Source organism: Owenweeksia hongkongensis DSM 17368, assembly GCF_000236705.1.
Classification (GTDB): Bacteria; Bacteroidota; Bacteroidia; order Flavobacteriales; family Schleiferiaceae; genus Owenweeksia; species Owenweeksia hongkongensis.
Genome location: NC_016599.1, coordinates 1,200,964 through 1,223,149 on the forward strand (window position 1 = coordinate 1,200,964; position 22,186 = coordinate 1,223,149).

Consider the following 22,186-nt stretch of genomic DNA (forward strand, 5'->3'; position numbering starts at 1 on the left):
TCATAAAGTAGATAAGGGTTGGTTCTGAGCGCGGTGCTGTTTACATTATTTGCTATAAGTAACTTTCCAAATTACATTTCCAGCATCATCATTTACCAATAAATCTCCTGACGGGGTAATAGCTACACAAACAGGTCTCCCATACACATCGGTATCGCTACTATCCGCTATAAATCCGGTAAGAAAGTCTTTAGGTTTTCCTGCTGGTTCACCATTCTCGAAAGGGATAAAAACTACCCTATATCCGGATAGCTTAGAGCGATTCCAAGAACCGTGCTGACCAACGAACACGCCATTTTTATATTTAGCAGGGAAACCATCTTTATCATAAAACGCAAGCCCCAGCGAAGCTGTATGAGACCCCACAGAAACATCAGGCACTATTGTTTTAGCTACCAGTTCGGGTGCTTCTCCCCTTAATCGGGGATCTTCAATTGGCCCATAATAAGCATATGGCCATCCATAAAACCCGCCTTCTTTAACGCTGGTAACATAGTCTGGAACAAGATTATCTCCTAGCTTGTCACGTTCATTTACAGCTGTCCAAAGTTCTCCATTCACCGGGTTCCAATCCATTCCTACCGGATTTCGTAATCCACTAGCGTATATTTTTTCATCCTCCCCATTTAAACCTACTTCCAAAATATTAGCACGTCTTATTTCTTCCTTCATACCATATTCTCCAACATTACTGGCAGAACCTACAGAAATGTAAATTTTGTCTTGCGCCTGATTTGTGATAATATTTCGAGTCCAATGATTATTATACCCACCTGCAGGAAGGTCTACAATTTTTTCACCTTTGGAGGCTTCTAGAGCCTTCTGCCCAACTTTATATGGGTACTTGTAAAGTCCATCCGTATTGGCTACATAAAAAGCATCGCCAATTATAAGCATACCCAAAGGTTGTTTTAAATCACTCAGAAATGTTTCGCGAAGTTCTATTGAGCCATCATTATCTTCATCTCTTAATAAAGTAATGCGGCCTGCACTGTTTTTTGTGTTTGCTTCACAAACGAAAAAATCCCCATTAGGACCGATATAAGTCCAGCGAGGATTATTAAATCCATCTGCAAATTTTGTAACCGTAAATCCTTCCGGAGCGACTGGCAGTTTCCCTTCTGGCCAATCTATAAGTTTACTCTCTTTTCTAACTGATTCTGTAGCGTATGGCTTTGGAAGTATTAAAGAACCTACAGCTGTCTCTACCGTATCTCCAGTACTTTCAGACGCTTCCTGTGTTGATTCGGTGGGCTGATTTGTTGTTGTATTACATGCTAAAACTAAGCTCATCAAAGCGATGATAGCTAAACACTTGTGTGGTTTCATAAACAATGAATTTATTCAAAATAATGGCTGCCCTTTAAGACAAATAAATTCTCATTATGTTTTTACCACTCCTTGATTATTTAGATTACATGTATCAATATCAATTGTATTAATCGACTTACACTCTGGAATTTTGAGATTGGGTTCAATCAGATTTGATAGAAAATTAATGAGGAAAGCGTTTTCTGACTGTCCTCGAACAGGTTCGGCTTGTCAGAAAAGCAAAAAGCCCTGATTGAAAAATCAATCAGGGCTTTGCCTTGCGGAGAGAGAGGGATTCGAACCCCCGGAGGTGTGACCCTCAATAGTTTTCAAGACTACCGCATTCGACCACTCTGCCATCTCTCCAAGTCTCAATAAAATCTTTCTTCATTCGTTCTTAGCCTAAACTAAGTCCTTGCCTCCATCGCTGGTAGGAGTCTTACATTCTCCTTATCTTTGCGAGGGCTGCAAAAGTAAAAATATTTTTAATTGTAGTACAACGTTTTTGAAATTTCATTGTCTAATATTTGCAATGACCATAATTGAAGCACATGAACAGATTTAAATTACCCGTTTTTCTCACTCTTTTATTTTGCACTATTCAATTGAGCGCCAAAAATATAGGAATCGATATATCCTATGCTCAGTTTATGAATGAGAAGGATGAAGGTTATCTGGAAATTTATTTTGCCTTAGCTGGAAATTCCATTGATTTTGTAAAAAATAAGGGTGATAAATACCAGGGTGGTGTTGAAATCACTGCTGCTATTAAGCAAGATTCTGCTTTTATCACTGCGGATAAGTTCCTTTTGCAAAGCCCTGAACTAAATGACACTATTAATTTTGCGGAAGCTTATATAAACCAAGTCCGCTTTCCACTCGAAAAAGGAAAATACATCTTAGTTCTGGATATTAAAGATATTAATGATCCAGAAGAGACTTATCATTTTGAGCAAGAGTTTACTTTAGAGTTGGGTGACGCAGAACCTACTACCTCAGACCTTCTGTTTTTGGATACCTACACTCCGGCCAAAGAGGGTTCCGTATTTGCCAAATCTGGATATGACTTAGTACCTATGGTATCTTCGGGATCTTATTACTTTAATGAGGCCGTTTCTACACTTTCATTTTATGTGGAACTATACAATACCAAAGATGCCCTTGGTGAAAATGAACCCTACATTCTTAAATACTACTTAAAAAATGCCAGTACCAATAAAGTGTTGAACAAGTATGCCTCTTTTGCCAAAAAGACAAGCAGTACTGTAGAGCCTGTATTGGCCAGTTTTAATATTGAGAAATTAAAAACAGGAAACTACAACTTGGTGGTGGAAGCGCTTAACCGTGATGGTGAAACAATCATAAACAAAACGGCTTTCTTTTATCGTAAGAATAGTGCTCCAAGTGTAGATTTTGAGGATTTGGCCAATACAGATGTTACCGGAACTTTTGCTGATTTACTTGGAGGCATAGATAGCCTTTACCTTTTTACAAGATATTTATTCCCAATCAGCACAGATGCTGAGCGCAATTATCAAAATAGCCTTAGGGAAGAGAGGGATTTAAAAAAAATGAAACAATACTTCTATGTATTTTGGAGCCAACGCAACGATTACGATCCCCAAACGGAATGGGAGAATTACAGAAAACGTGTAAGAGAAGTAAACTCACTCTACGATAGCGGCCTGCGGCCTGGATTTATGACTGACCGCGGCCGTGTGTCCTTAGTATATGGAAAGCCCATCCTAGTAGAGCAGCGTAAATTTGAACCAGGTCTTCCTCCTTATGAAATTTGGAAGTATGACCAGCTCACCAGTCGTTATGTAGACATTGTTAATCAGAGTAACAAGATCTTTGTCTTTGCCGAGTTTAACATCTCTTCGAACGAGTATGAACTCATTCATTCTAATGCAATTGGCGAACTTAATGACCGCAGATGAAAAGTAACACTTGGAGGTGGATCTATAAAGAGTGATGACCTTGATGATAATGCCAATAGTGGCTTTGATGACTGGGGCTCTAGACTTAACAATAACATTCTTTTGCAGAATTCCGGTGAAGGGCGCTAAATTTGCCGCATGATAGGATACTATTTGGCCGTGGCATTTGGCTGGCTCATTTCCATACTCCCTTTTAGAATACTCTACATCATAAGTGATTTTATAAGCTTTGTGATGCAGCAAATACTTAAGTATCGTAAGGAGGTAATAATGGGTAACCTCCGCAAGGCATTTCCCGAAAAGAACGAAAACGAACTCAATCGTATTCGCTTTGCTTTTTATAGAAACTTTGCCGACCTGATTGTAGAGTCCTTCAAGAGTTTGACGATTTCGGAGAAAACCTTGCGTAAGAGATTTAAGCTTACTAATCCTGAACTTTTTGAGAAGCTTTACGCAAAGGATAAGGGTGTTCTAATCGTAATGGGCCATTATACCAATTTTGAATGGACGGCCATGAGTATGCCCCTTCTTGTTCCCCACCCTTCTTTTGCTGTTTATCAACCTTTAAATAATAAGCGGTTTAGCCGAAAAGTAGTTTCAATAAGAGAGCAGTTTGGCCTTGAGCTATACTCTATGAACGACACGTATCCCTTTATGCTAAATAATCCCGTGAAGGCGCCCCTGTATATTTTTATGGCAGACCAAAGTCCGCATAAAGGAAAAATCAAATACTATACTGAGTTTTTAAATCAAAATACTCCGGTACATTTGGGCGTTGAAAATCTGGCCAAAAAATGTGATTTGGCGGTGGTTTTCATTGACATACAAAGAGTAAAACGTGGATATTATGAGGTAACGGCACACCTTCTTTTTGAAGATGTGCAAAATACCGAACCATACGAAGTGACCAATACGCACGTAAAAGCCCTTGAAAAAGTAATTAAAAAGAAACCTGAGGATTGGCTATGGAGCCATCGCAGATGGAAACATGCCCGAAACTAAGCCCCAACATAAAATTGCTGTCGCCATCCTCAACTGGAATGGTGCCGCACTTCTCCGTAGATTTTTACCTTCCGTAATTGAGCATTCGCAGGCTGTGGCCCAAGTATATGTGATTGATAATGCCAGTTCTGACGAAAGTTTGGAAGTGCTAAAAACTGAGTTTCCTCAAGTGAAGCTAATTGTTCTTAATGAAAACTATGGCTATGCTGGAGGTTACAACAAAGGTTTAGATTACATAAAGGAAGATTATGTAGTACTCCTAAACTCAGATGTGGAAGTTACTGCAAACTGGCTTCCTCCCTTACTTTCTCAATTTGAAAACAACCCTAAATTGGCGGCTTTACAGCCAAAAATAAAAGACCTCAACAAGAAAGATCACTTTGAATATGCCGGAGCAGCCGGTGGTCATATTGATATTTTAGGATACCCATTTTGCCGCGGTAGATTATTTGACACCCTGGAAGAAGATAAAGGTCAATATGATTCCTATCAAAAAGTATTTTGGGCCTCTGGCGCTTGCTTGGTGGTAGATAGCAAAAAGTACCGCGAAGCTGGCGGACTCAATGAATCGCTATTTGCCCACATGGAAGAAATTGACTTGTGTTGGCGCATGCAACTTCAGGGTTTTGAGGTTGGCTGCGAACCTGCTTCCACCGTTTATCATTTGGGTGGAGGTACACTAAACAAACTGTCTTCTAAAAAAACATATCTCAACTTTAGAAACAGCCTCATCATTATGTTTCTAAACTTGCCAAGTGGTGAGGCTTTCGCCAAAATAATGGCACGTTTGGTTTTGGATGGAATTGCCGGAATCAAGTTTATTTTTGAAGGAAAGTTTGTTCACACTCTTGCGATCCTCAAGGCTCACTTTCACTTTTATGTACGTTTCAATGATATGATGCGCCAAAAGGTAGGAAAACCCGTGAAGCCGCTCAATAAATTAGAAGGGGTTTATCATGGAAGTGTGGTACAACAGCATTACTTGAGTAAGAAAAAGAAGTACTCAGAGTTGTAAAATCACCCCACCCTCCACCATCTAAATAAAACACTACCTTCGCCCGGCTGTTGGAGCCATATTTCTATTTATCAGAAATAGAATGAGTTTCTACTCGCTCCAAATCAAAACACAGCCGATATTGAATCATACGCTACATCTCATCCCGGACTTTATAGCCTATTTCACATATCCTTCCCACAGTACATTTTATTAATCCGGGAACAAAAATTTATGAATGAGATTTGAAGATCTTAATATTATTGAGCCTATAATCAAGGCTCTTAAAGAGGAAAACTATGAGCAGCCTACTCCTATTCAGGCTAAATCTATTCCTCTATTGCTCGATAGAAATGACATGCTTGCCAGTGCCCAAACGGGTACAGGAAAAACCGCTGCCTTTGCTATTCCTATTTTACAACACTTATTTAACGACCGTAAGGAAAGTAACCATCAGCACCGTGTAAACGCCCTGATACTTACACCCACACGAGAACTTGCTATCCAAATTGGCGAAAGCTTTACCACTTACGGAAAACATACAGGACTAAGAAATACGGTGATTTTTGGTGGTGTAAATCAACGTTCGCAAGTAGATGCTTTGCGCAAAGGTATGGATGTGCTCGTGGCTACTCCAGGCCGTCTTTTAGATTTGATGGATCAAGGATATGTAAACCTCAAAGACATCAAGTATTTTGTACTTGATGAGGCAGACCGCATGCTGGACATGGGTTTTATTCATGACATCCGTAAGGTAATTGCCAAGCTTCCGGCTAAGCGTCAGTCGCTATTCTTTTCGGCTACTATGCCTAAGAATATTGTTGAGCTTTCGCGAAAGATCCTTACCAATCCTAAAAAGGTAGAAGTAAGCCCGGTTTCATCTACAGCCGAAACCATCCAGCAGTATTTGTACTATACCAATAAGGATTTAAAGAAGGATTTACTTTTCCATATTCTGAAAGACCAGAGCATGGATCAAGTATTGATATTTGCCAAAACTAAGCATGGTGCCGACCGCGTGGTTCGCAATCTTGAAAAGCAAAAAATAAAGTCAGCAGCCATACATGGTAATAAGTCACAAAACCAGAGGCAAAAGGCACTGAATCAGTTTAAAGACAAGCAGATTCGTGTTTTAGTAGCCACAGATATTGCCGCCAGAGGTATTGACATTGACAAGCTTCAACACGTGATTAATTATGACATTCCAAATATAGCTGAAACCTACGTGCACCGTATTGGTCGATCAGGACGAGCTGGCGAAGAAGGGATGGCAATTTCTATGTGTGAGCCTGAAGAAAACGCATATATCCGCGATATTGAAAAATTGATTAACCTTAAGATTCCTGTGGTTAAAGACAATCCTTTTCTACAAACGGATAAGCCAATGAGCGACAAAGAAAAGAAGGAATTTGAAAAAGAAAAGCAGCGCAAAAAGCAAGAGTTTTTTGCCAACCGTAAAAAAGGGCAAAGTCGTCCACATTCTTCCAAAGGTGGACGAAGAAGATAAACCTTCAACGCCTATTAATTTCCAAAAACTCCCAGTGTTTGTCAAAAATACTGGGAGTTTTTTAATCGTTGCTAAACACACAGCTACTACAGCAACTGGTGCTCACGCCTTATAATAATATAAACCTAATCACTTTCAAATTTTAGTATATTGAGAGTTTAATACTCTCGATGCCGAGTGTAAGTGGAGTCGTAATGCAATTACACCTTAGTTACTTTACAGCCTTGCATCATTGTATATCATTTAAATTAAGGATGATTCTATGAGTATTTTTTGGATTATTATATTGATTCTATTTGCAGCACTGGGTGGTGCCATGGTGTATCTTTGGGTGCAGAAAATAAAAAAAGAACAAGATAAATAGCCTCGTATTTTTGGCGATTATAAAGATGGTTAGAGATACCCAAGGGTTATATTAAAGTGTAAGTTCCCACCTAAACATAATTGTTTTAACCCTGTTCTTCTATTACATTTACTATCGAAGCACATATGGGATTTTTTCAATTACGCACCGAACAGCAAGTCAATGCCTCATTAGGAGAAGTTTGGGACTTTATATCATCACCCAAAAACCTTAAAGAAATTACTCCAGACCATATGGGCTTTGAAATTACCAATCAAGCCTCTGATAATATGTACCCTGGAATGATAATCAGCTATAAGGTAAGCCCTATATTGGGTATCAAAATGAATTGGGTAACCGAAATAACACATGTAAAGGACATGGAATACTTTGTAGATGAGCAGCGTATTGGCCCTTATACCATGTGGCATCACGAACATCATCTTGAAGAAAATAAGCACGGGGTGATGATGAAAGATATTGTAAGCTATCAACCCCCATTTGGCATACTGGGTAATTTGGCCAACAGTCTATTTATAAAAAAGCAACTCAAAGAAATTTTTGACTATCGCGAAGAAGCGGTGAATCGCTATTTTGGAAAATAGCTAGTTCTTTTTAAGTAAACCCTCAATCGCCAGTCTGTATCCATCCAAACCAAAACCGGCAATAACACCTGCGGCATAAGGTGAGATGTAGGAATGATGACGAAAAGCCTCACGGGCATGCACGTTGGAAATATGCACTTCAATTACTGAGACTTTTACAGCTGCCACAGCATCAGCAAGAGCTATAGAAGTGTGTGTATAAGCCGCAGCGTTTAACACAATCCTGGCACAGCTTTTTGCAAAATTCTGCACAGCATCCACCAATTCACCTTCTATATTACTTTGAAAATATTCCAGCTCCACATTTGAGTAAGCTTTTTGCAAAAAATTGAAGTATCCTTCAAAACCTTCATTCCCATAAACTTCTGGTTGGCGCTGCCCTAATAAATTCAGATTAGGACCATTGATGATTGCAATTTTCATTCGCTTACTTTTGAAGTCCTAAAAGTATACGAATCTAGTGAACTGGGACATTGCCATAAAAGACTTTACAAACTATATGCGCTTAGAGCGTGGAATGTCACCCAACACGATAGCCGCATATAAGCGCGATCTTAAAAAGCTTCGCGAAAACCTGGAAGAGGAAAAACCAGATCCTTTAAAAATCCAACTAGCAGATTTACAAGGACTCATAACCACTTTGGCAGAAGAAGGCATCAGTGCCAAATCGCAAGCTCGTCTTATTTCAGCACTCCGTACTTTTTACAAGTATTTGCTCTTCGAAGATCTCATTACTATTGACCCCACCGAAATGCTGGAAAGCCCAAAAGTTGGCCGTAAGCTTCCTGATTTTTTAAGTTTGAAGGAAGTAGAAAAAATCATCGATGCAGTGGACATGAGTAAAGATGAAGCGCATCGCAACCGCGCTATTATGGAAACGCTTTATGGCTGTGGACTTCGTGTTTCCGAATTGACCAACCTTCGTATTTCAGATCTCTTTTTTAAAGAATCCATCATTCGCGTTACTGGAAAAGGCGATAAGGAAAGGCTGGTTCCCATAAACAAATTGGCTCAAAAGCATATTGGCATTTATCGTGAAGAAGTACGCGTCCATCAAACAGTGGCCCGTGGTCATGAAGACTTTGTGTTTCTCAACAGACGTGGCAAACAACTAACTCGGGCCATGATATTTCACATAGTAAAAACGCTAACCGTCTCCGCAGGTATACGAAAATCAGTAAGCCCACACACTTTTCGCCACAGCTTTGCCACACACTTGGTAGAAGGTGGTGCAGACTTACGCGCGGTGCAAGAAATGCTGGGACATGAAAGTATTACCACCACCGAAATTTATACTCACCTAGACCAAACCTATTTAAGGGAAACCTTGCTGCAGTTTCATCCAAGAGCACGTGAATAATTTGAGTCAATTACTTCAAATCAGAGGCCTTGAGTGCACAGAAAAATCTCTTTTTTGATGGAAGTTCTGTTCCCTCAAGATGTAAACACAAGCCTCACAAAAAAACTAAAGACCTTTATTTTCTTTCTTCATAAACCCCCTTCCCTATGCTTGCCCACATATCGGCCAGCATTTCCCACGGCACTTGTCCACGTTTCTTCGTTTCCGCTGTAAACATTTCCAGCACCTTTTGCATATTTTCATTTTCAGCAACCCCCATGGCTTGGCTTATGGTTTTGGCTACGTGTAGTGCTAACTGAGTCGGGTTTCCACTAGCCCATGCTTTGCCATATTCAGTCCAATAATTTTCACTCTCAGCTTCAGCTACTTCAGGCATTTTTGGTTCCCATTGTGTATGGGTCACAGCAGCGGTAGGCACATGCTCATTATATGTGATTAAGGTTTTACCTTCTTCAAATGCATCAAATGATTGTTGCAAAGTTTCACCTTCCCACCTTAGCTGCATACTACCCTTGGCGGGATGATATACGGATGTGTAAATAGTACCAAAACCATCACTATACTGACGATTAAAAAGCGGTGAATTCAAGAATGCCTGAGCTATCTCCTCATTACTCTGTTTGGGTTTTGCCAGCAATTCATTTAAGAATTTTTCACGCAAAAGCGTTTTAGAAAAATTGGCGTGTGCTGGCCAATCTGGGGTTCCCTGGTGATTTGTGGACACTTTCATATCCGTAACTTTCACCTCATGATCGGGTGCTATCTGTAGCATTTTGTAGGCTCCAGTTTTATCCAGCACCATAATATTATAGGCCATGTGGCTTGGAATTTTTTTCAGTTTTTCCACGGCCTCGTCTACGTTACTACAAAACTCAAGTACATACCTCAGGATAAATGGAATCCCAAAGCCTTTGCCTACAACCTTTCTTCCACCAAAAGTGAGAGAAGCCACAAGTCCATCGGAGTTCATACCATCCACTACTCCCATCAAGCAATCGCCAACAGCTATTACATGTTTTCCATTCCATGCGCTATTTAATAGTGTGCCCTCACTCAGATGTGGGTGATAATCATAGTTTCTAACGAGCTGTGGCTCATCCACAGCTACAGCCTGCGAGCAACCCGTAATGTATGCAGGTGGTTGCCAACCCGTCAAAAAACGATGAGCAACGAGATCATTACCAGCCAACTCGCATAATTTCTCATATGTAGGAAGCAGCTCCGGCATATAGCGAACAAGCTCTTCTTGACAAGTTTTGAGGTCAGGATGATTGGCCAGCCCCTTAGATTGAAACCAAGCCTTATAAGCCGGCCAATGGGTATTAAAAAGTTTTTGCCACTTAGGGCCAGGATTAGCCTCATAAATGGAATCAAAATGCAGTTGTAGCATGGGTAAAGTTATTTAGTTATAAACACAGTATTGTGTTTAGTAATTTTTGATAAAAACATTATTGTTGAAACACTCTAATTCTCAGGAATGGCTCTGCTTATATTCAGTAGGTGTCATCCCAAATCGCTCCTTGAATTTTTTGGCAAAATATCCTCGGTTACTCAAACCTAGCTGATACACTATTTCAGAAATATTCATATCCGTAGACAGCAAAAGTCTTTTAGCAGATTCTAATCGAAGCTCAGCGATGTAGGCGTTCACCGTGGTCCCTTTGTATTGCTTAAATCCTAATTGCAACTTGCTTTCATTAAGCCCCACCTCTTTTGCTATGTCTGCTACCGATTTTGTTTGCTTTAAATTTTCTTCAATAAACTTTATAGCTTTTTTCACAGCTTCAAGATCGTGGCGTCTTAGGTATATTTGATCTGACTCGGTTCGTGAGTCATCTTCAAAAAGCATTATTTGGGCGGCTAGCATTTCATAGGTTTTTGCTTGCAGGAAAAATTTCATTACAACACCTGTACCCTCAAGTTTAGACATTTGAGTAAATAATTCATCCAAATGCAATGAGTAATGTACTTGGCTATAAAATCTCTCAGCCGCTTTTGTATCAGTAAAAAGAGAGCGCAACTGCTCATCCATTTTTTCCAGATCACATTCAATATTTTGAATGAATTCATGTCTCAATATTTCTAAGCTTGCAATGCACGTTTTTATATTGGCTTTAAAAGTCAACACATTGCCATGCTGATAAGTGCTTGCGGTAATGGCACTTTGAAATTTAGTGATTTCATAAATGTTCTCTTCATCTTCTTCAAAATTATAGAAGAAATGACCTTCCACACAGTAGAGAAATTTTAGCGGATGAATTTCCTTTATGGTAAATCTAATTTCCATGTCCTCATAAAAGAGACAATCATAAATTATATAACCTAGGCCGCCACTAAAGTTAATCCCCCGAATTATTCCTTCACCCAGATTTTTCGGAATTTCGAGCCAACATTCATCACAATCTTCATGTACTTCTACACCCCATTCTTGAGCCATATCTTGTATAACTTCTCTTAGGGGAATCGATTTTACGCGTGTTCTATTCATCTTCTATCAAATGGGTTAATCTTTTCAGTAAATGGAACAAAGAAACCAGTGACACAGCTAGAATTAGCCTTTTATAAGCTTGCTTTATATCTACTTTTATCGAGAATTAAACTCCATAATTTACCAAACTTCATGAACTCTCAATTTCATTTACCAAGCAGTATTCTTACTCCCAGTCACCTAGGTTTCGTTAAAAATCATTTAATCAGCACTATAGAAATCTACTAAAGCATTTATAAATGCTAGTGGCGATTTTTTATACTCTTAATAAAGAAAGTGATTTAATGTTTTGTTTAAACACAGTAAAAGATACTCATCTATGGTAGCCGTTTGTATTTTCATTTACAGGCCACCTTCAGAATCTGTCTACGCATCTATCTTAGCAGCTGTGAGACAAAATCACCCCTGTTTCACAGTCTATGTGGCTCTTATCAACCCTATAGCTCGTGAGCAAGAATCGTATTTGGAAAAGTTTTGCAACAGCCTTCCAAATGTGTGGCTCCTTAATAGACGTACATCAAATCAATGGCAAAGCAATACCTGGAAACTCTTTCTAGAAGATTTACATGAAAATGTAGAATACATTTTTGCCCTAAATGATGGAACTATTATAGGTGAAGGTTGCTTGGAGTCAGCCGTTAAACTTATTAAAGAATCTGATTTAACACTCGCGCAGTTCGCTCACTCATACTGGGGAACCTTGAATCTTACCATTGCTAGAAGTCAAGATTTTCAAGCAAACTTTTGTACAAATATTTTAAAGATGAAAGCTCTGGATAGTATTGAAAATTTATGTGAAATAAAATTTCCTGACTGGCAAGAGCTTAGATTGAGACTGGATGCAGCTGGACACAAAGTTGCAGTTATGGGATGATTTGCAAGTTCTTACTTGAAAACTTTTTTAGCTCAATAAAGCAGATAATTAGGATTTGACTTTTACAAAGCTGATTGAATCGAAAATAAACCCTTCCAAAAAGGTATGTGAGTCATAATCTTTCACCCATTTTTTAGGACTAAGTGAATTTACTTATGAACCATGATTTCATAATAGCGTTAAATCATTTCCAAAATTAAAATGACTTCTAACTTATTGAAATACTAAACATATTATGAAGCGTTGTAGCTTGATTACCGTAGTCAAAGATGAACATACACACCTTGCCAAACTATTGCACGGGCTATTAATAAGTACCCATACACCAGCCGAAATAATTTTGGTGAATGTTGGGAATAACATTACACTACCGGAGGTAACACCCGTTGGAGTTATAAAGGTTATTCTAGATAATACAGATGAAGATATTTCTCTTGCAGCTGCCCGTAACGCTGGCGTTAGAGCTGCAAGGTATGATCATCTAATATTTTTAGATGTGGACTGTATACCCTCATCCAGTTTTGTAGAAAATATACTAGAAATTATGCAGCATACAGATGGTCTGGTTATGGGGCAGCCTCGTCTGATTGAAGAAAATATTGATAATCATTTTACGGAGCAAGACTTATTAAAAGTAAGTAAAGATCATCCCGAAACTTCACCAATAAAAATAGCTCTTCACAAAGAAAATGACTATAGTTTGTTTCGAAGTCTCTGTTTTGGAGTAAATCGTAAGAGATTTGAAGAACTGTTAGCCTTTGATGGAAATGGAGAAAATGCGGAGTTAAGTGACTCTGAAATTGGCAACAGGGCTTGTAAGATAGGAATACCATTCTATCGCTCAAATACACCGGTGTACCAACAGTTCAAAACTATTCCTACACCTCAATAGTAGTTTGAAATATGTGATCAACATTCAATAAACCAATGTTATAAAAATACATTAATACTTAAATAAAGATTTACCGCAGGAGTTGATATAAGTCCTCCATTTTGAATCTTTACGTATACATATATATCATGGCGTAGTTAGGTAATATCCACTTTTAATAGAATTAAATATATCACTATGAATCTGATACAGCTTTTGGAATTTTTGGTGGGACTTTTTTTCACTTTGGGCATAGGGGTTCAACTACGTTACGAAGGTATTCGTAAAATACATCACGGTATTGCTCCCCTTACTTCTATCCTTTTTTTCATGGGTACCGGATCTTTGGTGGTACTTGGCATTTCATATTTCAACTTACTACTTACCATAGCGGCCAGTCTTGGCTTTATAATGTCCGTTTTCCTCGTAAAAGGTGCAATAAACTCACATAAGAAAATTAGATAATGATGGAAGAATATTTTACCACCACAACCACAACCGCTATTGCAATCATTTTAACAGCCATTTGCACTTATGCGGTGCTTATCACATTTACGCGCATAGCAGGAAAACGAAGTTTTAGCAAAATGAGCAGTTTTGATTTTGCCATGACAGTGGCAGTAGGTTCCTTACTGGCTACTACTATACTATCGTCCTCTGTCAGTTTACTTGAGGGAGTAATTGGCTTAGCGATCGTTTACCTCTTGCAAATTTCGGCAGCAATGCTACGCAGGTTTAAGTGGTTTAAAGAATTGATTGACAACACCCCGCTACTCTTAATGGACGGGACAGAAATCCTTTATGAAAATCTAAAAAAGGCGAGAGTTGCTGAAGGAGACCTTCGATCTAAACTGCGCGAAGCAAATGTGATTGAACTGAAAGAGGTTCGCGCTGTTGTTTTTGAAACCACTGGAGATATTTCAGTGTTACATACAGATAAAGTAGATGATAAATTAAATGATTGGCTTCTAAAAGATGTAAAGAGATGAGCGTAAAAGAAAAGATTGAGAAGTTAAAAATAGATGAATCAGAGCAAAAAAAGTTTGAAAATTTTATAGTAGAAAATGACCATCCTTGCCTAATGGCTCAATCGGTAGTCAAACAAGGTCATTTTATTCTTCGGGAATATGGCGAGTTGGGTAAGTCTGAAAATGTCCCCACTTTACTTGCCGATTTAGAGGCTTATCTAAAAGATTATGATTTTGAAGGAAGCGATTTCTTCACATTTGTAGCAGTATTTAAGGGACAACAATTGTTCACTGAAAAAGAATTTGAAGAACGATTATGGAAGCAGCTTCAAGCTCTCCATGAAGGTGACTCCTCAAAGTGGGACTCTACGGTGTCTACTAACCCACAAAGCCCGGAATTTAGTTTCAGCCTGTTAAGTCAGGCTTTTTATCTAGTGGGGATGCACCCAAATAGTTCTCGTATCGCGAGGCAATCCCCGAGTCCCACAGTGGTTTTTAATCTCCATTATCAATTTGAAAAACTACGCGAACTAGGAGGATATAAGGCTACCCGAGATGCTATTCGAGAACGAGACAAAGCTTTGCAAGGTAGCATTAACCCAATGGTTGCAGACTTTGGACAAGGGCAAGAAGCACCGCAATATAGTGGGCGAAAGGTGGGGCAAAATTGGAAATGCCCCTTTCTTCACAAACATTCATAAATTTAAAACAGTAATGATTACTACTATAGAAAAACAGACCGGCACCGCCTTCCGTTTAAAAAAAGGTCAATGGCTAAAGGTTACCGATCCGAAAGGAGAACAGGTAAGTGATATGGTTCTCTTTAATGCTTTAGATAAAGCGGAAAAGCTTTCCTCAGGTAAAACTTTAGATTTTGAAGAAACACTACTCATCACCAAGGGTCACCACTTATGGAGCAATCGCAGTAACAAAATGATGCGGATAGTGGAAGATACCAATGGCCGCAATGATTTCCTATTAGCCCCTTGCAGCCCTGAGACTTTCCAAATTATGTATCAAAACTCTGATTACCACCCTAGTTGCTTTGAAAATTTGCATACAAATCTTGCACCTTTCGAAATATTGCCTGACGACATTCCTACGGCATTCAACATTTTTATGAATGTGCAATTTGCAGCGAATGGCAAATTAAGTGTAGAGCCTCCTATGAGCAAAGCTGGAGATTATATGCTATTTGAAGCCATGATGGATTTAATTGTGGGACTTACCGCATGCTCTGCGGAAATGAGTAACAATTATAGCTTTAAGCCAGTGCAATATGAAATTTTGGAAAGATCACCTGCATCATGAACATAAATTGGATTGATGTAATAGGAATTGCTGCCGGTGTTTGTACAACTGCTGCTGTAATTCCTCAGCTCATTAAAGCTTATAAGACTAAAAAAGTGGCTGATGTTTCTATAGGGATGTTTTTAGTGCTAATAACCGGGGTGCTACTTTGGACAGTATATGGATTCCTAAAAAATGACCTGGCTATTATTTTGGCTAATGGTATTTCGGTTGTATTAAATTCACTGCTACTTTATCTACTGCTTAAACATGGCAAAAAAAGCACTAATTCACCAAATAACTGAGTAAGGATATAAGAACAAAGTTTCTTCTCTTATTGTTACCATTCATATTAATCCCAAAAAATTTAAGTTATGAGTAAGAATGAAGAAAAGAAAAAGGATGATAAGGGAATACCCTTTGAAAATGAAAATGTGTCTAATAATCCAAACCTTTCACCCAAAGGTGATGATCACGACAAAAAGGTGAAGCAAAAGGAAAACTATGTAGAACCTTATAATAAAAAGAAATATGATCAGGATCCAAAAAACAATAAGTGATTAAAAAGCCCCAACATGGGGCTTTTTAATTATAAGATTATCCTCCAATCATTTCACCACCATTTACATGTATTATTTGACCAGTAATATAGGTAGCGTCATCACTTGCTAAAAACACATAAGCTGGGGCCACCTCACTTGGCTGCCCTACTCTACCCAGAGGTGTATCTTTTCCAAAATCTTTAACCGAATCAAAAGATGCAGGTATTAACGGAGTCCAGATGGGGCCGGGTGCCACAGCATTAACTAAGATGCCCTTTTCCGCAAGATTTTGCGAAAGTGATCGAGTAAAGGTGGTGATAGCGCCTTTGGTAGAAGAATAGTCAATAAGATGGTCGCTTCCTCGATACGCTGTAACCGAAGTTGTATTAATGATACGCGAACCCTTTTTTAAGTGTGGTAAAACTGCCCTTGTGATGCGAAACATGGAGTATATGTTAGTTTCAAAAGTTTCCTCCAATTGCGGATCATCAATCTCTTCCAGTCCATTTTGCGGAAACTGCACAGCTGCATTATTCACTAAAATGTCAATCTTACCAAATTCATCCAGGGTTTCTTTCACCATTTTCTTACAGAAGCTCTTATGCTTAATGTCTCCTGAAATTACCAGACACTTTTGGCCTTCTTCTTTTACCATACGGCTGGTTTCTTTGGCATCCTCATCCTCATCGAGATAAACTATGGCCACGTCTGCTCCTTCTCGTGCAAAGTGTACTGCTACCGCTCTCCCTATTCCGCTATCGCCCCCAGTTATTAAAGCCGTTTTTCCTTTTAGCTTTTCACTCCCTTTATATCCCTTTCGGATAATTTCGGGCTTAGGGTTCATTTCATGCTCTTTGCCGGGCTGCTCATCCTGACCTTGTTCCGGCAATTTCTTTGGCTTTCCCATATCAGATTATTTACTATTGCTCTTTAAAAATGTTTATACTTTCAAGTTTTTCAGTAGCTGGCCCGGCCAATACTTTCCCGTCTATCCCAAAGCGGCTTCCATGACACCCACAATCCCATGTTTTTGCCACATTATTGAAATGCACAACACAGCCCATATGTGTGCATAATGCTGACACCGTATGGAGCTCTCCATTTTCATCTTTGTAAACCGCTACATTTTCTCCATCCTTATGTATCACTTTAGCAGAATTTGGCTTCATATCATCGGTGGTTGTTTCACTGATACCAAACTTATCTGCTACTAAGTGTTTGATGGTAGTAACACCTTTATTTACAGCCGTTTTTAACGTAGAGGGGCTAAGACGTTTCGGATCAAATAATTCTTCCCAGTTATGACTTCCCTTTGTAATTAATGCTGTATTTAGAATTGCGCTTATTATACTATATGTGAGCCCATCCCCAGCAAAACCCGTAGCGATAAATGAATTTTTATGTATTGGATCTTTACCAATTAACGGCAATCCATCTGGTGAAGTGAAAAGCGTGCTACACCAGCTGTAATTCATTTCTTTTATATTGAGATTTTCCAATGCAAAATTTCGAAGCTTGTCCATTTGATTCTGATCAGAAAGCTTCTCTCCGGTCTTTTGATCAAAGCCACCTACAATAAACATAGATTTACCGTTCTCTTCGTAATTACGAGTGTAGTGATATGGTTCGGCAAAATCATAAAATAATCCTTTCGCTACATCTTCTCCACTTTCGCCAGCCATCACATAAGAGTTATGATTCTTAAGCTCTAGCTGAAGTGGGTTTTCATTAATAGGAATATGAGTGGCCTGCACTATATATTTTGCTTTTACAGATGAGCCCTCTTCAGTTTTAACTCTAATTTGTTCTCCCTCTTCCTTAAAGTTAACAACTCGCGTTTGCTCAAATATTTGTCCGCCCTTTTCTACAAAAGCTTTAGTTAAACCCTTGACAAATCCTGCCGCGTTTAAAGTGGCTTGATTATCTATTCTAAAAGCCTTCTTGCATTTAAACGGTATATCTGTCAGGTCGGCATCTTTGGTAATAGCTCCCAGTTGATCCATAGCATTACGCTCCTTCTTCAGATGATTCACCTGATCATCATTCGTAGCGTAATAGTAGGCTGGAACTCTTTCATAGTCCGCGACAATAGCATTATTTGCCATTAAGAACTCTACAGTTTCCCGAGCCAATAAGGTTGCATAAAGTAATTGTATAGCCTTTAACTCACCAAAACTGGAAATTACATTGTGGTAATGCGCATCTAAGAATGAAGTTAGGTGCCCTGAAGTATGTCCGGTAACGCCAGTAGCTATTTTATTTGCTTCTAATAAGATTACCCTTCGCCCAGCTTCTTGTAAAAGATAGGCAGTAGTAATGCCGGTAATGCCTCCACCTACTACACAAACATCTGCATTTAAATCCTCTTTAAGAGGTGGGTAATAAGTTTCTTCAGTATTCTTTAACCAAGGAGTATTCATATTATAATATTTTAAGGTATAATTTATTAAACCTTAAAACCCGCATATGTTCACGAATAATAGAAGGATTTAGCACTAAACTCACACCCTCCTTTCCTTTTCAACTTAGGATTGTATCTCCACTTTTCAGTCAGCATACATTGACTATTGTCCTAACCTATGCTCCATTGTTCCAAAAGCAAAAAATATTACCCCAAAAGACTTTTGTTACAACCACTTACAAACATATTCGATCTTAGCAATGTTGATCTATGTAGTATAAAAAATTGAAACTTTAGTTGATTGCGATTACCACATTCTTCGGTTCATAGCACTAGTATTAAAAACTTTTAAATGGAGTCTGGATTGATGGTAAAGCAGTAATAATAGAAAGATGGGGATGAGATGATATCGAGTATAGTTAAAAAAATAAAAAATCTTCTCATAATACATTACCTACAAAAAAACAATTAAGCCTTAAAGGCTATTAAGATAAAGGCTAAAAAAAAGTGGCCAAATTAGCTCATCCAAAAAATGACGGTATGACCACCTATTTCCGCCCGGTAGTTCAGATGTTTAATTTTTAAATATTCAATTATGAAAAATGAAAATGTGTCTCAGGACAAGGATCGTGCTGCTAACCAACCAAAGGCTACAGCCAAAAAAGAGGAAAAAGGTAGATCTACTCATTCGGAAAAGAGTAGCCAAAATCCACAACAGGATAAGAAAAGTGGTACATCTACCTCAGAGAGAGGTACCAAAAAGTAGTGCTTAGGTTTAGGTTTGGTTGAAGAAAGGGGAAACCTATATAGTGGTTTCCCCTTTCTATTTTTAATAGTATTAATTACTTTTCAAAAAGATACTTCCAATAACGCTTAGGCACCTGCTGAATGTGTAACTTCATGTTTTTCCGTGCCTTAATATTTACAGAATCAAAGTACTCTTTCCACAATTGCTGATATTCCATTTCATCTATATGCAGCAAATCCGATGACAATTTTTCCGCATTCAGGCTGTTGTCCAAATTGAGTTCTATAAATTCCATCTGATGTAAATCATAGTGAAGACCATATTTACGCTTCACATCATAAATCACCCACTTTTGGTCGGCATATCTCTTTTCAAAATGATTACCTATTAAAGGCATTACATCAAAATCCGGTTCAATAGCTGCAAACCAAATATCATCCGCCAATCTTTGAAACCTTACAAAAGCATGCATTCGGTGAACCTCTCTACTTATTTCCTTATTTATCTGCTTTACTCGCAAAAGGTTTGGATTGCGATAATCCCCCTTTACAGCAGCAGGCTTGGTCAATAATAATTCGATTGATCGAAAAATCAACATTTCCCGATCTTCTTTTTCCGAAAGAAACACGCGAAACAACTGACCAAAAAACCTTTTATCCAGAGCTTTTATTTTTTTAATAACTCGATTAGCGCGAACAGAATCTGAAATTACATGAAAGGTTTCACCAAAAAGTGGGGGCGTATAGTTTTTCTGCTGCTTTATCTCCAGCGGCTGTTGCTTAGTGCTATAAATTTCAAATATCACACTAATCAATCCTTCAAAAGTTCCATCATATGTATAAGCCGTCTCTCTCATCAAAAAAGACTTAACTGCCCCTGCCCTTTTTGCACCGTTTGTGAAATAAGTTGATGGCGAAGGTTTTCAGGTTTCCAATCCTTTGCACCTACAGTATGGTTTATTCCTGTAATAAAATAGCGGGCTCGTTTCCATACCAAACCAATTTTCTTTAGGTGCTCTTCACGAAGCTTTCCAAATCTGCGGCTATGTACTATCATCTTTGCGGATTTCACTCCTATACCCGGTATCCGCAAAATCATTTCATAAGGGTCGGTATTAATATTTACCGGGAAAAAATGCGGATTGCGCAGCGCCCATCCTACTTTTGGATCTAGTTGTAAATCCAAATCGGGTTGAGTTTCATCCACAATTTCATTAGCATCAAAACCATAAAATCGCATTAACCAATCAGCCTGGTACAAACGATGTTCACGCTGTAAGGGTGGTTTTATTAAAGCAGGCAAGCGGTTATCGTCACTTACAGGAATATAGCCCGAATAATAGACTCGCTTTAAGCGCTGCTCTTTATAAAGAGACTTGCTAAGTTGCAAAATATTGAAATCTGTTTCGGGAGATGCGCCAATAACTAGCTGAGTGCTTTGTCCTCCGGGACTAAAGAGCGGTGCACTTTTCACTATTCTTTTCTCCGCTTTGTACCCACTAATCTTTTCTTTCAAAAAATTCATGGGGTCATACACCTCCTTGTAATTTTTCTCCGGAGCAATTTTTTTTAAGCTAATTTCGGAGGGAATTTCCAAATTCACACTTAAGCGATCAGCGTATAACCCTGCCTCGTGTAATAAATCATCGCTGGCTCCCGGAATAGCTTTTAAATGAATGTATCCATTAAACTTATGTTCGATGCGTAGCTTCTTGGCTATGCGAACCAAACGCTCCATGGTAAAATCAGCATTTTTAAAAATGCCACTACTTAAAAACAAGCCCTCAATATAATTTCTTCGATAAAAATTGATGGTAAGATCTACCACTTCTTGCACGGTAAAAGCTGCTCGCTTCACATCGTTACTTTTGCGACTCACGCAATACGCACAGTCAAAAATACAGTGGTTGGTCAATAATATTTTAAGAAGCGAAACACAACGGCCATCTTCGGTATAGCTATGGCAGATACCCATTCCGGTAGCATTTCCTAAACCCTTATTGCTGTTCGCTCTTTTACTACCGCTACTAGAGCAACTTACATCATATTTAGCAGCATCCGCCAGGATTTGAAGCTTCTCCTTTACACGCTCATTCATACCGATTTCACCAAAATTTATCAATGGCTAATTTAGAATGCAAGCCAAGAACTAACTGTTCGAATAGCCCTTATTCTGGTTCCAAAAACAAATTTTATAGCATATCTATGAAGCGGATCTATGCTGTTCCCAAGAGACTACAAACCCGGGAGTTAATCAGTTTTATTATAAACTAATAGCCGTCTTTGTGGTTATCATACAAACTAAAATTCTCTTAAAATGAGCAGTGAAAATTTACAAGGCGAAAAAGCCTTAAAGAAATTAAAGGATATAGTAAACGATGTAAATATCGCGATGATGTGTACCACTCAAAAAGATAATAGCATACACAGTCGCCCTATGGCCACCGCTGGTATTGATAATGATGGAACCATTTGGTTTTTTACCAATGAGGGTTCGGAAAAAGTAAAAGAGATTGAAAATGACAATGGACTTTGTTTATGCTACAGCGAACCTAAAAATAATACCTATGCCTGTGTAATGGGCAAGGCAAAAGCCGTAGACAATAAGGCTAAGGAAAAGGAACTATGGAATCCAATACTAAAAGCCTGGTTTCCTAAAGGATTGGAGGATCCTAATATGACCTTACTAAAGGTATCTCCAAATCATGCAGAATACTGGGATGCTAATGACAGCAAGATGGTGGTGTTTCTTAAAATTGCCAAGGCCGCTATCACCGGAAAATCCTATGATGCCGAAGACTCTCATGGAGAAATGAAATTGTAACTCTCCCTAAGGGTTCTTTTTGCCTTAAGCTCATAATCTTTAAGGCCATCTTAAATAATTATTTAAGTGTGATTCCCGCAGAAGAAAGAAAGCAGTCCGCTAACATGCGTGGCTGCTTT

24 protein-coding genes and 1 tRNA gene are annotated in these 22,186 nt (G+C 38.7%); 16 read left to right on the top strand and 9 right to left on the bottom strand.

The window, feature by feature from the left end:
• Positions 1–45: 45 nt before the first annotated feature.
• Both OWEHO_RS05370 and OWEHO_RS05375 read right to left on the bottom strand, forming a co-directional pair.
• A complete protein-coding gene (locus OWEHO_RS05370) occupies positions 46–1,329 on the bottom strand; it encodes a PQQ-dependent sugar dehydrogenase (protein WP_014201457.1) in 1,284 nt (427 codons plus the stop codon).
• Positions 1,330–1,592: 263 nt separating this feature from the next.
• Positions 1,593–1,677: transfer RNA gene (locus OWEHO_RS05375), tRNA-Ser, on the bottom strand.
• Positions 1,678–1,862: 185 nt separating this feature from the next.
• Here OWEHO_RS05375 and OWEHO_RS05380 point away from each other — a divergent pair.
• From OWEHO_RS05380 to OWEHO_RS05400, 5 genes are all read left to right on the top strand, one after another.
• Positions 1,863–3,251, top strand: a complete 1,389-nt coding sequence (locus OWEHO_RS05380) for a GWxTD domain-containing protein (protein WP_014201458.1) — start codon at positions 1,863–1,865, stop codon at positions 3,249–3,251.
• 138 nt (positions 3,252–3,389) lie between these two features.
• Positions 3,390–4,253, top strand: coding sequence for a lysophospholipid acyltransferase family protein (locus tag OWEHO_RS05385; RefSeq protein WP_014201459.1), 864 nt, complete (start codon positions 3,390–3,392; stop codon positions 4,251–4,253).
• Positions 4,240–5,268 carry a glycosyltransferase family 2 protein gene (locus OWEHO_RS05390; RefSeq protein WP_014201460.1) on the top strand — a complete coding sequence of 343 codons (1,029 nt, stop codon included), beginning with the start codon at positions 4,240–4,242 and terminating at the stop codon, positions 5,266–5,268. The genes OWEHO_RS05385 and OWEHO_RS05390 overlap by 14 nt, the downstream gene beginning before the upstream one ends.
• A 217-nt stretch (positions 5,269–5,485) precedes the next feature.
• Positions 5,486–6,754 carry a DEAD/DEAH box helicase gene (locus tag OWEHO_RS05395; protein ID WP_014201461.1) on the top strand — a complete coding sequence of 423 codons (1,269 nt, stop codon included), beginning with the start codon at positions 5,486–5,488 and terminating at the stop codon, positions 6,752–6,754.
• Between the two features lie 489 nt (positions 6,755–7,243).
• Complete coding sequence (locus tag OWEHO_RS05400; protein WP_014201463.1) at positions 7,244–7,702, top strand: SRPBCC family protein; 459 nt, start codon at positions 7,244–7,246, stop codon at positions 7,700–7,702.
• Here OWEHO_RS05400 and aroQ read toward each other — a convergent pair whose 3' ends face one another.
• Positions 7,703–8,125, bottom strand: coding sequence for a type II 3-dehydroquinate dehydratase (gene aroQ, locus OWEHO_RS05405; RefSeq protein ID WP_014201464.1), 423 nt, complete (start codon positions 8,123–8,125; stop codon positions 7,703–7,705).
• A 37-nt stretch (positions 8,126–8,162) separates the two neighbouring features.
• Between aroQ and xerD the strand changes: the two genes are divergently transcribed.
• Positions 8,163–9,062, top strand: coding sequence for a site-specific tyrosine recombinase XerD (gene xerD / locus OWEHO_RS05410; protein WP_014201465.1), 900 nt, complete (start codon positions 8,163–8,165; stop codon positions 9,060–9,062).
• A gap of 115 nt (positions 9,063–9,177) precedes the next feature.
• On the opposite strand, the gene OWEHO_RS05415 is transcribed toward xerD, so the two are convergent.
• Both OWEHO_RS05415 and OWEHO_RS05420 read right to left on the bottom strand, forming a co-directional pair.
• Positions 9,178–10,452 carry a C45 family autoproteolytic acyltransferase/hydolase gene (locus tag OWEHO_RS05415; protein WP_014201466.1) on the bottom strand — a complete coding sequence of 425 codons (1,275 nt, stop codon included), beginning with the start codon at positions 10,450–10,452 and terminating at the stop codon, positions 9,178–9,180.
• An 81-nt stretch (positions 10,453–10,533) separates the two neighbouring features.
• Positions 10,534–11,550, bottom strand: a complete 1,017-nt coding sequence (locus OWEHO_RS05420) for a helix-turn-helix transcriptional regulator (RefSeq protein WP_014201467.1) — start codon at positions 11,548–11,550, stop codon at positions 10,534–10,536.
• 421 nt (positions 11,551–11,971) lie between these two features.
• Between OWEHO_RS05420 and OWEHO_RS05425 the strand changes: the two genes are divergently transcribed.
• From OWEHO_RS05425 to OWEHO_RS05460, 8 genes are all read left to right on the top strand, one after another.
• Entirely contained in the window at positions 11,972–12,424 is a 453-nt protein-coding gene (locus OWEHO_RS05425; RefSeq protein ID WP_223252718.1) for a hypothetical protein, read from the top strand.
• Positions 12,425–12,659: 235 nt separating this feature from the next.
• Entirely contained in the window at positions 12,660–13,316 is a 657-nt protein-coding gene (locus OWEHO_RS05430; protein WP_014201469.1) for a glycosyltransferase family 2 protein, read from the top strand.
• Between the two features lie 177 nt (positions 13,317–13,493).
• Positions 13,494–13,760: a hypothetical protein gene (locus OWEHO_RS05435; protein WP_014201470.1), complete on the top strand. Its 267-nt coding sequence runs from the start codon at positions 13,494–13,496 to the stop codon at positions 13,758–13,760.
• Positions 13,761–13,762: 2 nt separating this feature from the next.
• On the top strand, positions 13,763–14,284 hold the full coding sequence (locus OWEHO_RS05440) for a DUF421 domain-containing protein (protein WP_041627981.1): 522 nt from the start codon (positions 13,763–13,765) through the stop codon (positions 14,282–14,284).
• The gene (gene gntA, locus OWEHO_RS05445) at positions 14,281–14,964 is read left to right on the top strand and encodes a guanitoxin biosynthesis heme-dependent pre-guanitoxin N-hydroxylase GntA (protein ID WP_014201472.1); all 684 of its coding nucleotides are present in this window, start codon (positions 14,281–14,283) and stop codon (positions 14,962–14,964) included. Before OWEHO_RS05440 ends, gntA begins: the two co-directional genes overlap by 4 nt.
• A 13-nt stretch (positions 14,965–14,977) precedes the next feature.
• Positions 14,978–15,574, top strand: a complete 597-nt coding sequence (locus OWEHO_RS05450; RefSeq protein WP_014201473.1) for a DUF1989 domain-containing protein — start codon at positions 14,978–14,980, stop codon at positions 15,572–15,574.
• Positions 15,571–15,858, top strand: coding sequence for a SemiSWEET family sugar transporter (locus tag OWEHO_RS05455; protein WP_014201474.1), 288 nt, complete (start codon positions 15,571–15,573; stop codon positions 15,856–15,858). The genes OWEHO_RS05450 and OWEHO_RS05455 overlap by 4 nt, the downstream gene beginning before the upstream one ends.
• 69 nt (positions 15,859–15,927) lie before the next feature.
• Positions 15,928–16,113 carry a hypothetical protein gene (locus tag OWEHO_RS05460; RefSeq protein WP_014201475.1) on the top strand — a complete coding sequence of 62 codons (186 nt, stop codon included), beginning with the start codon at positions 15,928–15,930 and terminating at the stop codon, positions 16,111–16,113.
• Between the two features lie 37 nt (positions 16,114–16,150).
• On the opposite strand, the gene OWEHO_RS05465 is transcribed toward OWEHO_RS05460, so the two are convergent.
• Together OWEHO_RS05465 and OWEHO_RS05470 are read right to left on the bottom strand one after the other, a co-directional pair.
• The gene (locus OWEHO_RS05465) at positions 16,151–17,002 is read right to left on the bottom strand and encodes an SDR family oxidoreductase (protein ID WP_014201476.1); all 852 of its coding nucleotides are present in this window, start codon (positions 17,000–17,002) and stop codon (positions 16,151–16,153) included.
• Positions 17,003–17,015: 13 nt separating this feature from the next.
• Positions 17,016–18,515 carry an FAD-dependent oxidoreductase gene (locus OWEHO_RS05470; protein WP_014201477.1) on the bottom strand — a complete coding sequence of 500 codons (1,500 nt, stop codon included), beginning with the start codon at positions 18,513–18,515 and terminating at the stop codon, positions 17,016–17,018.
• Between the two features lie 576 nt (positions 18,516–19,091).
• Here OWEHO_RS05470 and OWEHO_RS18470 point away from each other — a divergent pair.
• Positions 19,092–19,262, top strand: a complete 171-nt coding sequence (locus OWEHO_RS18470; RefSeq protein ID WP_014201478.1) for a hypothetical protein — start codon at positions 19,092–19,094, stop codon at positions 19,260–19,262.
• Between the two features lie 76 nt (positions 19,263–19,338).
• Here the strand turns inward: OWEHO_RS18470 and OWEHO_RS05475 are convergent, their stop codons facing one another.
• Positions 19,339–20,100, bottom strand: a complete 762-nt coding sequence (locus OWEHO_RS05475; RefSeq protein ID WP_014201479.1) for a TIGR03915 family putative DNA repair protein — start codon at positions 20,098–20,100, stop codon at positions 19,339–19,341.
• Positions 20,100–21,341, bottom strand: a complete 1,242-nt coding sequence (locus tag OWEHO_RS05480; protein WP_014201480.1) for a putative DNA modification/repair radical SAM protein — start codon at positions 21,339–21,341, stop codon at positions 20,100–20,102. The genes OWEHO_RS05475 and OWEHO_RS05480 overlap by 1 nt, the downstream gene beginning before the upstream one ends.
• 219 nt (positions 21,342–21,560) lie before the next feature.
• Between OWEHO_RS05480 and OWEHO_RS05485 the strand changes: the two genes are divergently transcribed.
• On the top strand, positions 21,561–22,067 hold the full coding sequence (locus OWEHO_RS05485) for a pyridoxamine 5'-phosphate oxidase family protein (RefSeq protein ID WP_014201481.1): 507 nt from the start codon (positions 21,561–21,563) through the stop codon (positions 22,065–22,067).
• Positions 22,068–22,186: the final 119 nt, after the last annotated feature.

Bases quoted from the DNA above. Each gene is read 5' to 3' on its own strand.
- OWEHO_RS05370 (WP_014201457.1), bottom strand. From the start codon at position 1,329: ATGAAACCACACAAGTGTTTAGCTATCATCGCTTTGATGAGCTTAGTT.
- OWEHO_RS05380 (WP_014201458.1), top strand. From the start codon at position 1,863: ATGAACAGATTTAAATTACCCGTTTTTCTCACTCTTTTATTTTGCACT.
- OWEHO_RS05385 (WP_014201459.1), top strand. From the start codon at position 3,390: ATGATAGGATACTATTTGGCCGTGGCATTTGGCTGGCTCATTTCCATA.
- OWEHO_RS05390 (WP_014201460.1), top strand. From the start codon at position 4,240: ATGCCCGAAACTAAGCCCCAACATAAAATTGCTGTCGCCATCCTCAAC.
- OWEHO_RS05395 (WP_014201461.1), top strand. From the start codon at position 5,486: ATGAGATTTGAAGATCTTAATATTATTGAGCCTATAATCAAGGCTCTT.
- OWEHO_RS05400 (WP_014201463.1), top strand. From the start codon at position 7,244: ATGGGATTTTTTCAATTACGCACCGAACAGCAAGTCAATGCCTCATTA.
- aroQ (WP_014201464.1), bottom strand. From the start codon at position 8,125: ATGAAAATTGCAATCATCAATGGTCCTAATCTGAATTTATTAGGGCAG.
- OWEHO_RS05415 (WP_014201466.1), bottom strand. From the start codon at position 10,452: ATGCTACAACTGCATTTTGATTCCATTTATGAGGCTAATCCTGGCCCT.
- OWEHO_RS05420 (WP_014201467.1), bottom strand. From the start codon at position 11,550: ATGAATAGAACACGCGTAAAATCGATTCCCCTAAGAGAAGTTATACAA.
- OWEHO_RS05430 (WP_014201469.1), top strand. From the start codon at position 12,660: ATGAAGCGTTGTAGCTTGATTACCGTAGTCAAAGATGAACATACACAC.
- OWEHO_RS05435 (WP_014201470.1), top strand. From the start codon at position 13,494: ATGAATCTGATACAGCTTTTGGAATTTTTGGTGGGACTTTTTTTCACT.
- OWEHO_RS05440 (WP_041627981.1), top strand. From the start codon at position 13,763: ATGGAAGAATATTTTACCACCACAACCACAACCGCTATTGCAATCATT.
- gntA (WP_014201472.1), top strand. From the start codon at position 14,281: ATGAGCGTAAAAGAAAAGATTGAGAAGTTAAAAATAGATGAATCAGAG.
- OWEHO_RS05450 (WP_014201473.1), top strand. From the start codon at position 14,978: ATGATTACTACTATAGAAAAACAGACCGGCACCGCCTTCCGTTTAAAA.
- OWEHO_RS05455 (WP_014201474.1), top strand. From the start codon at position 15,571: ATGAACATAAATTGGATTGATGTAATAGGAATTGCTGCCGGTGTTTGT.
- OWEHO_RS05460 (WP_014201475.1), top strand. From the start codon at position 15,928: ATGAGTAAGAATGAAGAAAAGAAAAAGGATGATAAGGGAATACCCTTT.
- OWEHO_RS05465 (WP_014201476.1), bottom strand. From the start codon at position 17,002: ATGGGAAAGCCAAAGAAATTGCCGGAACAAGGTCAGGATGAGCAGCCC.
- OWEHO_RS05470 (WP_014201477.1), bottom strand. From the start codon at position 18,515: ATGAATACTCCTTGGTTAAAGAATACTGAAGAAACTTATTACCCACCT.
- OWEHO_RS18470 (WP_014201478.1), top strand. From the start codon at position 19,092: ATGAAAAATGAAAATGTGTCTCAGGACAAGGATCGTGCTGCTAACCAA.
- OWEHO_RS05475 (WP_014201479.1), bottom strand. From the start codon at position 20,100: ATGAGAGAGACGGCTTATACATATGATGGAACTTTTGAAGGATTGATT.
- OWEHO_RS05480 (WP_014201480.1), bottom strand. From the start codon at position 21,341: ATGAATGAGCGTGTAAAGGAGAAGCTTCAAATCCTGGCGGATGCTGCT.
- OWEHO_RS05485 (WP_014201481.1), top strand. From the start codon at position 21,561: ATGAGCAGTGAAAATTTACAAGGCGAAAAAGCCTTAAAGAAATTAAAG.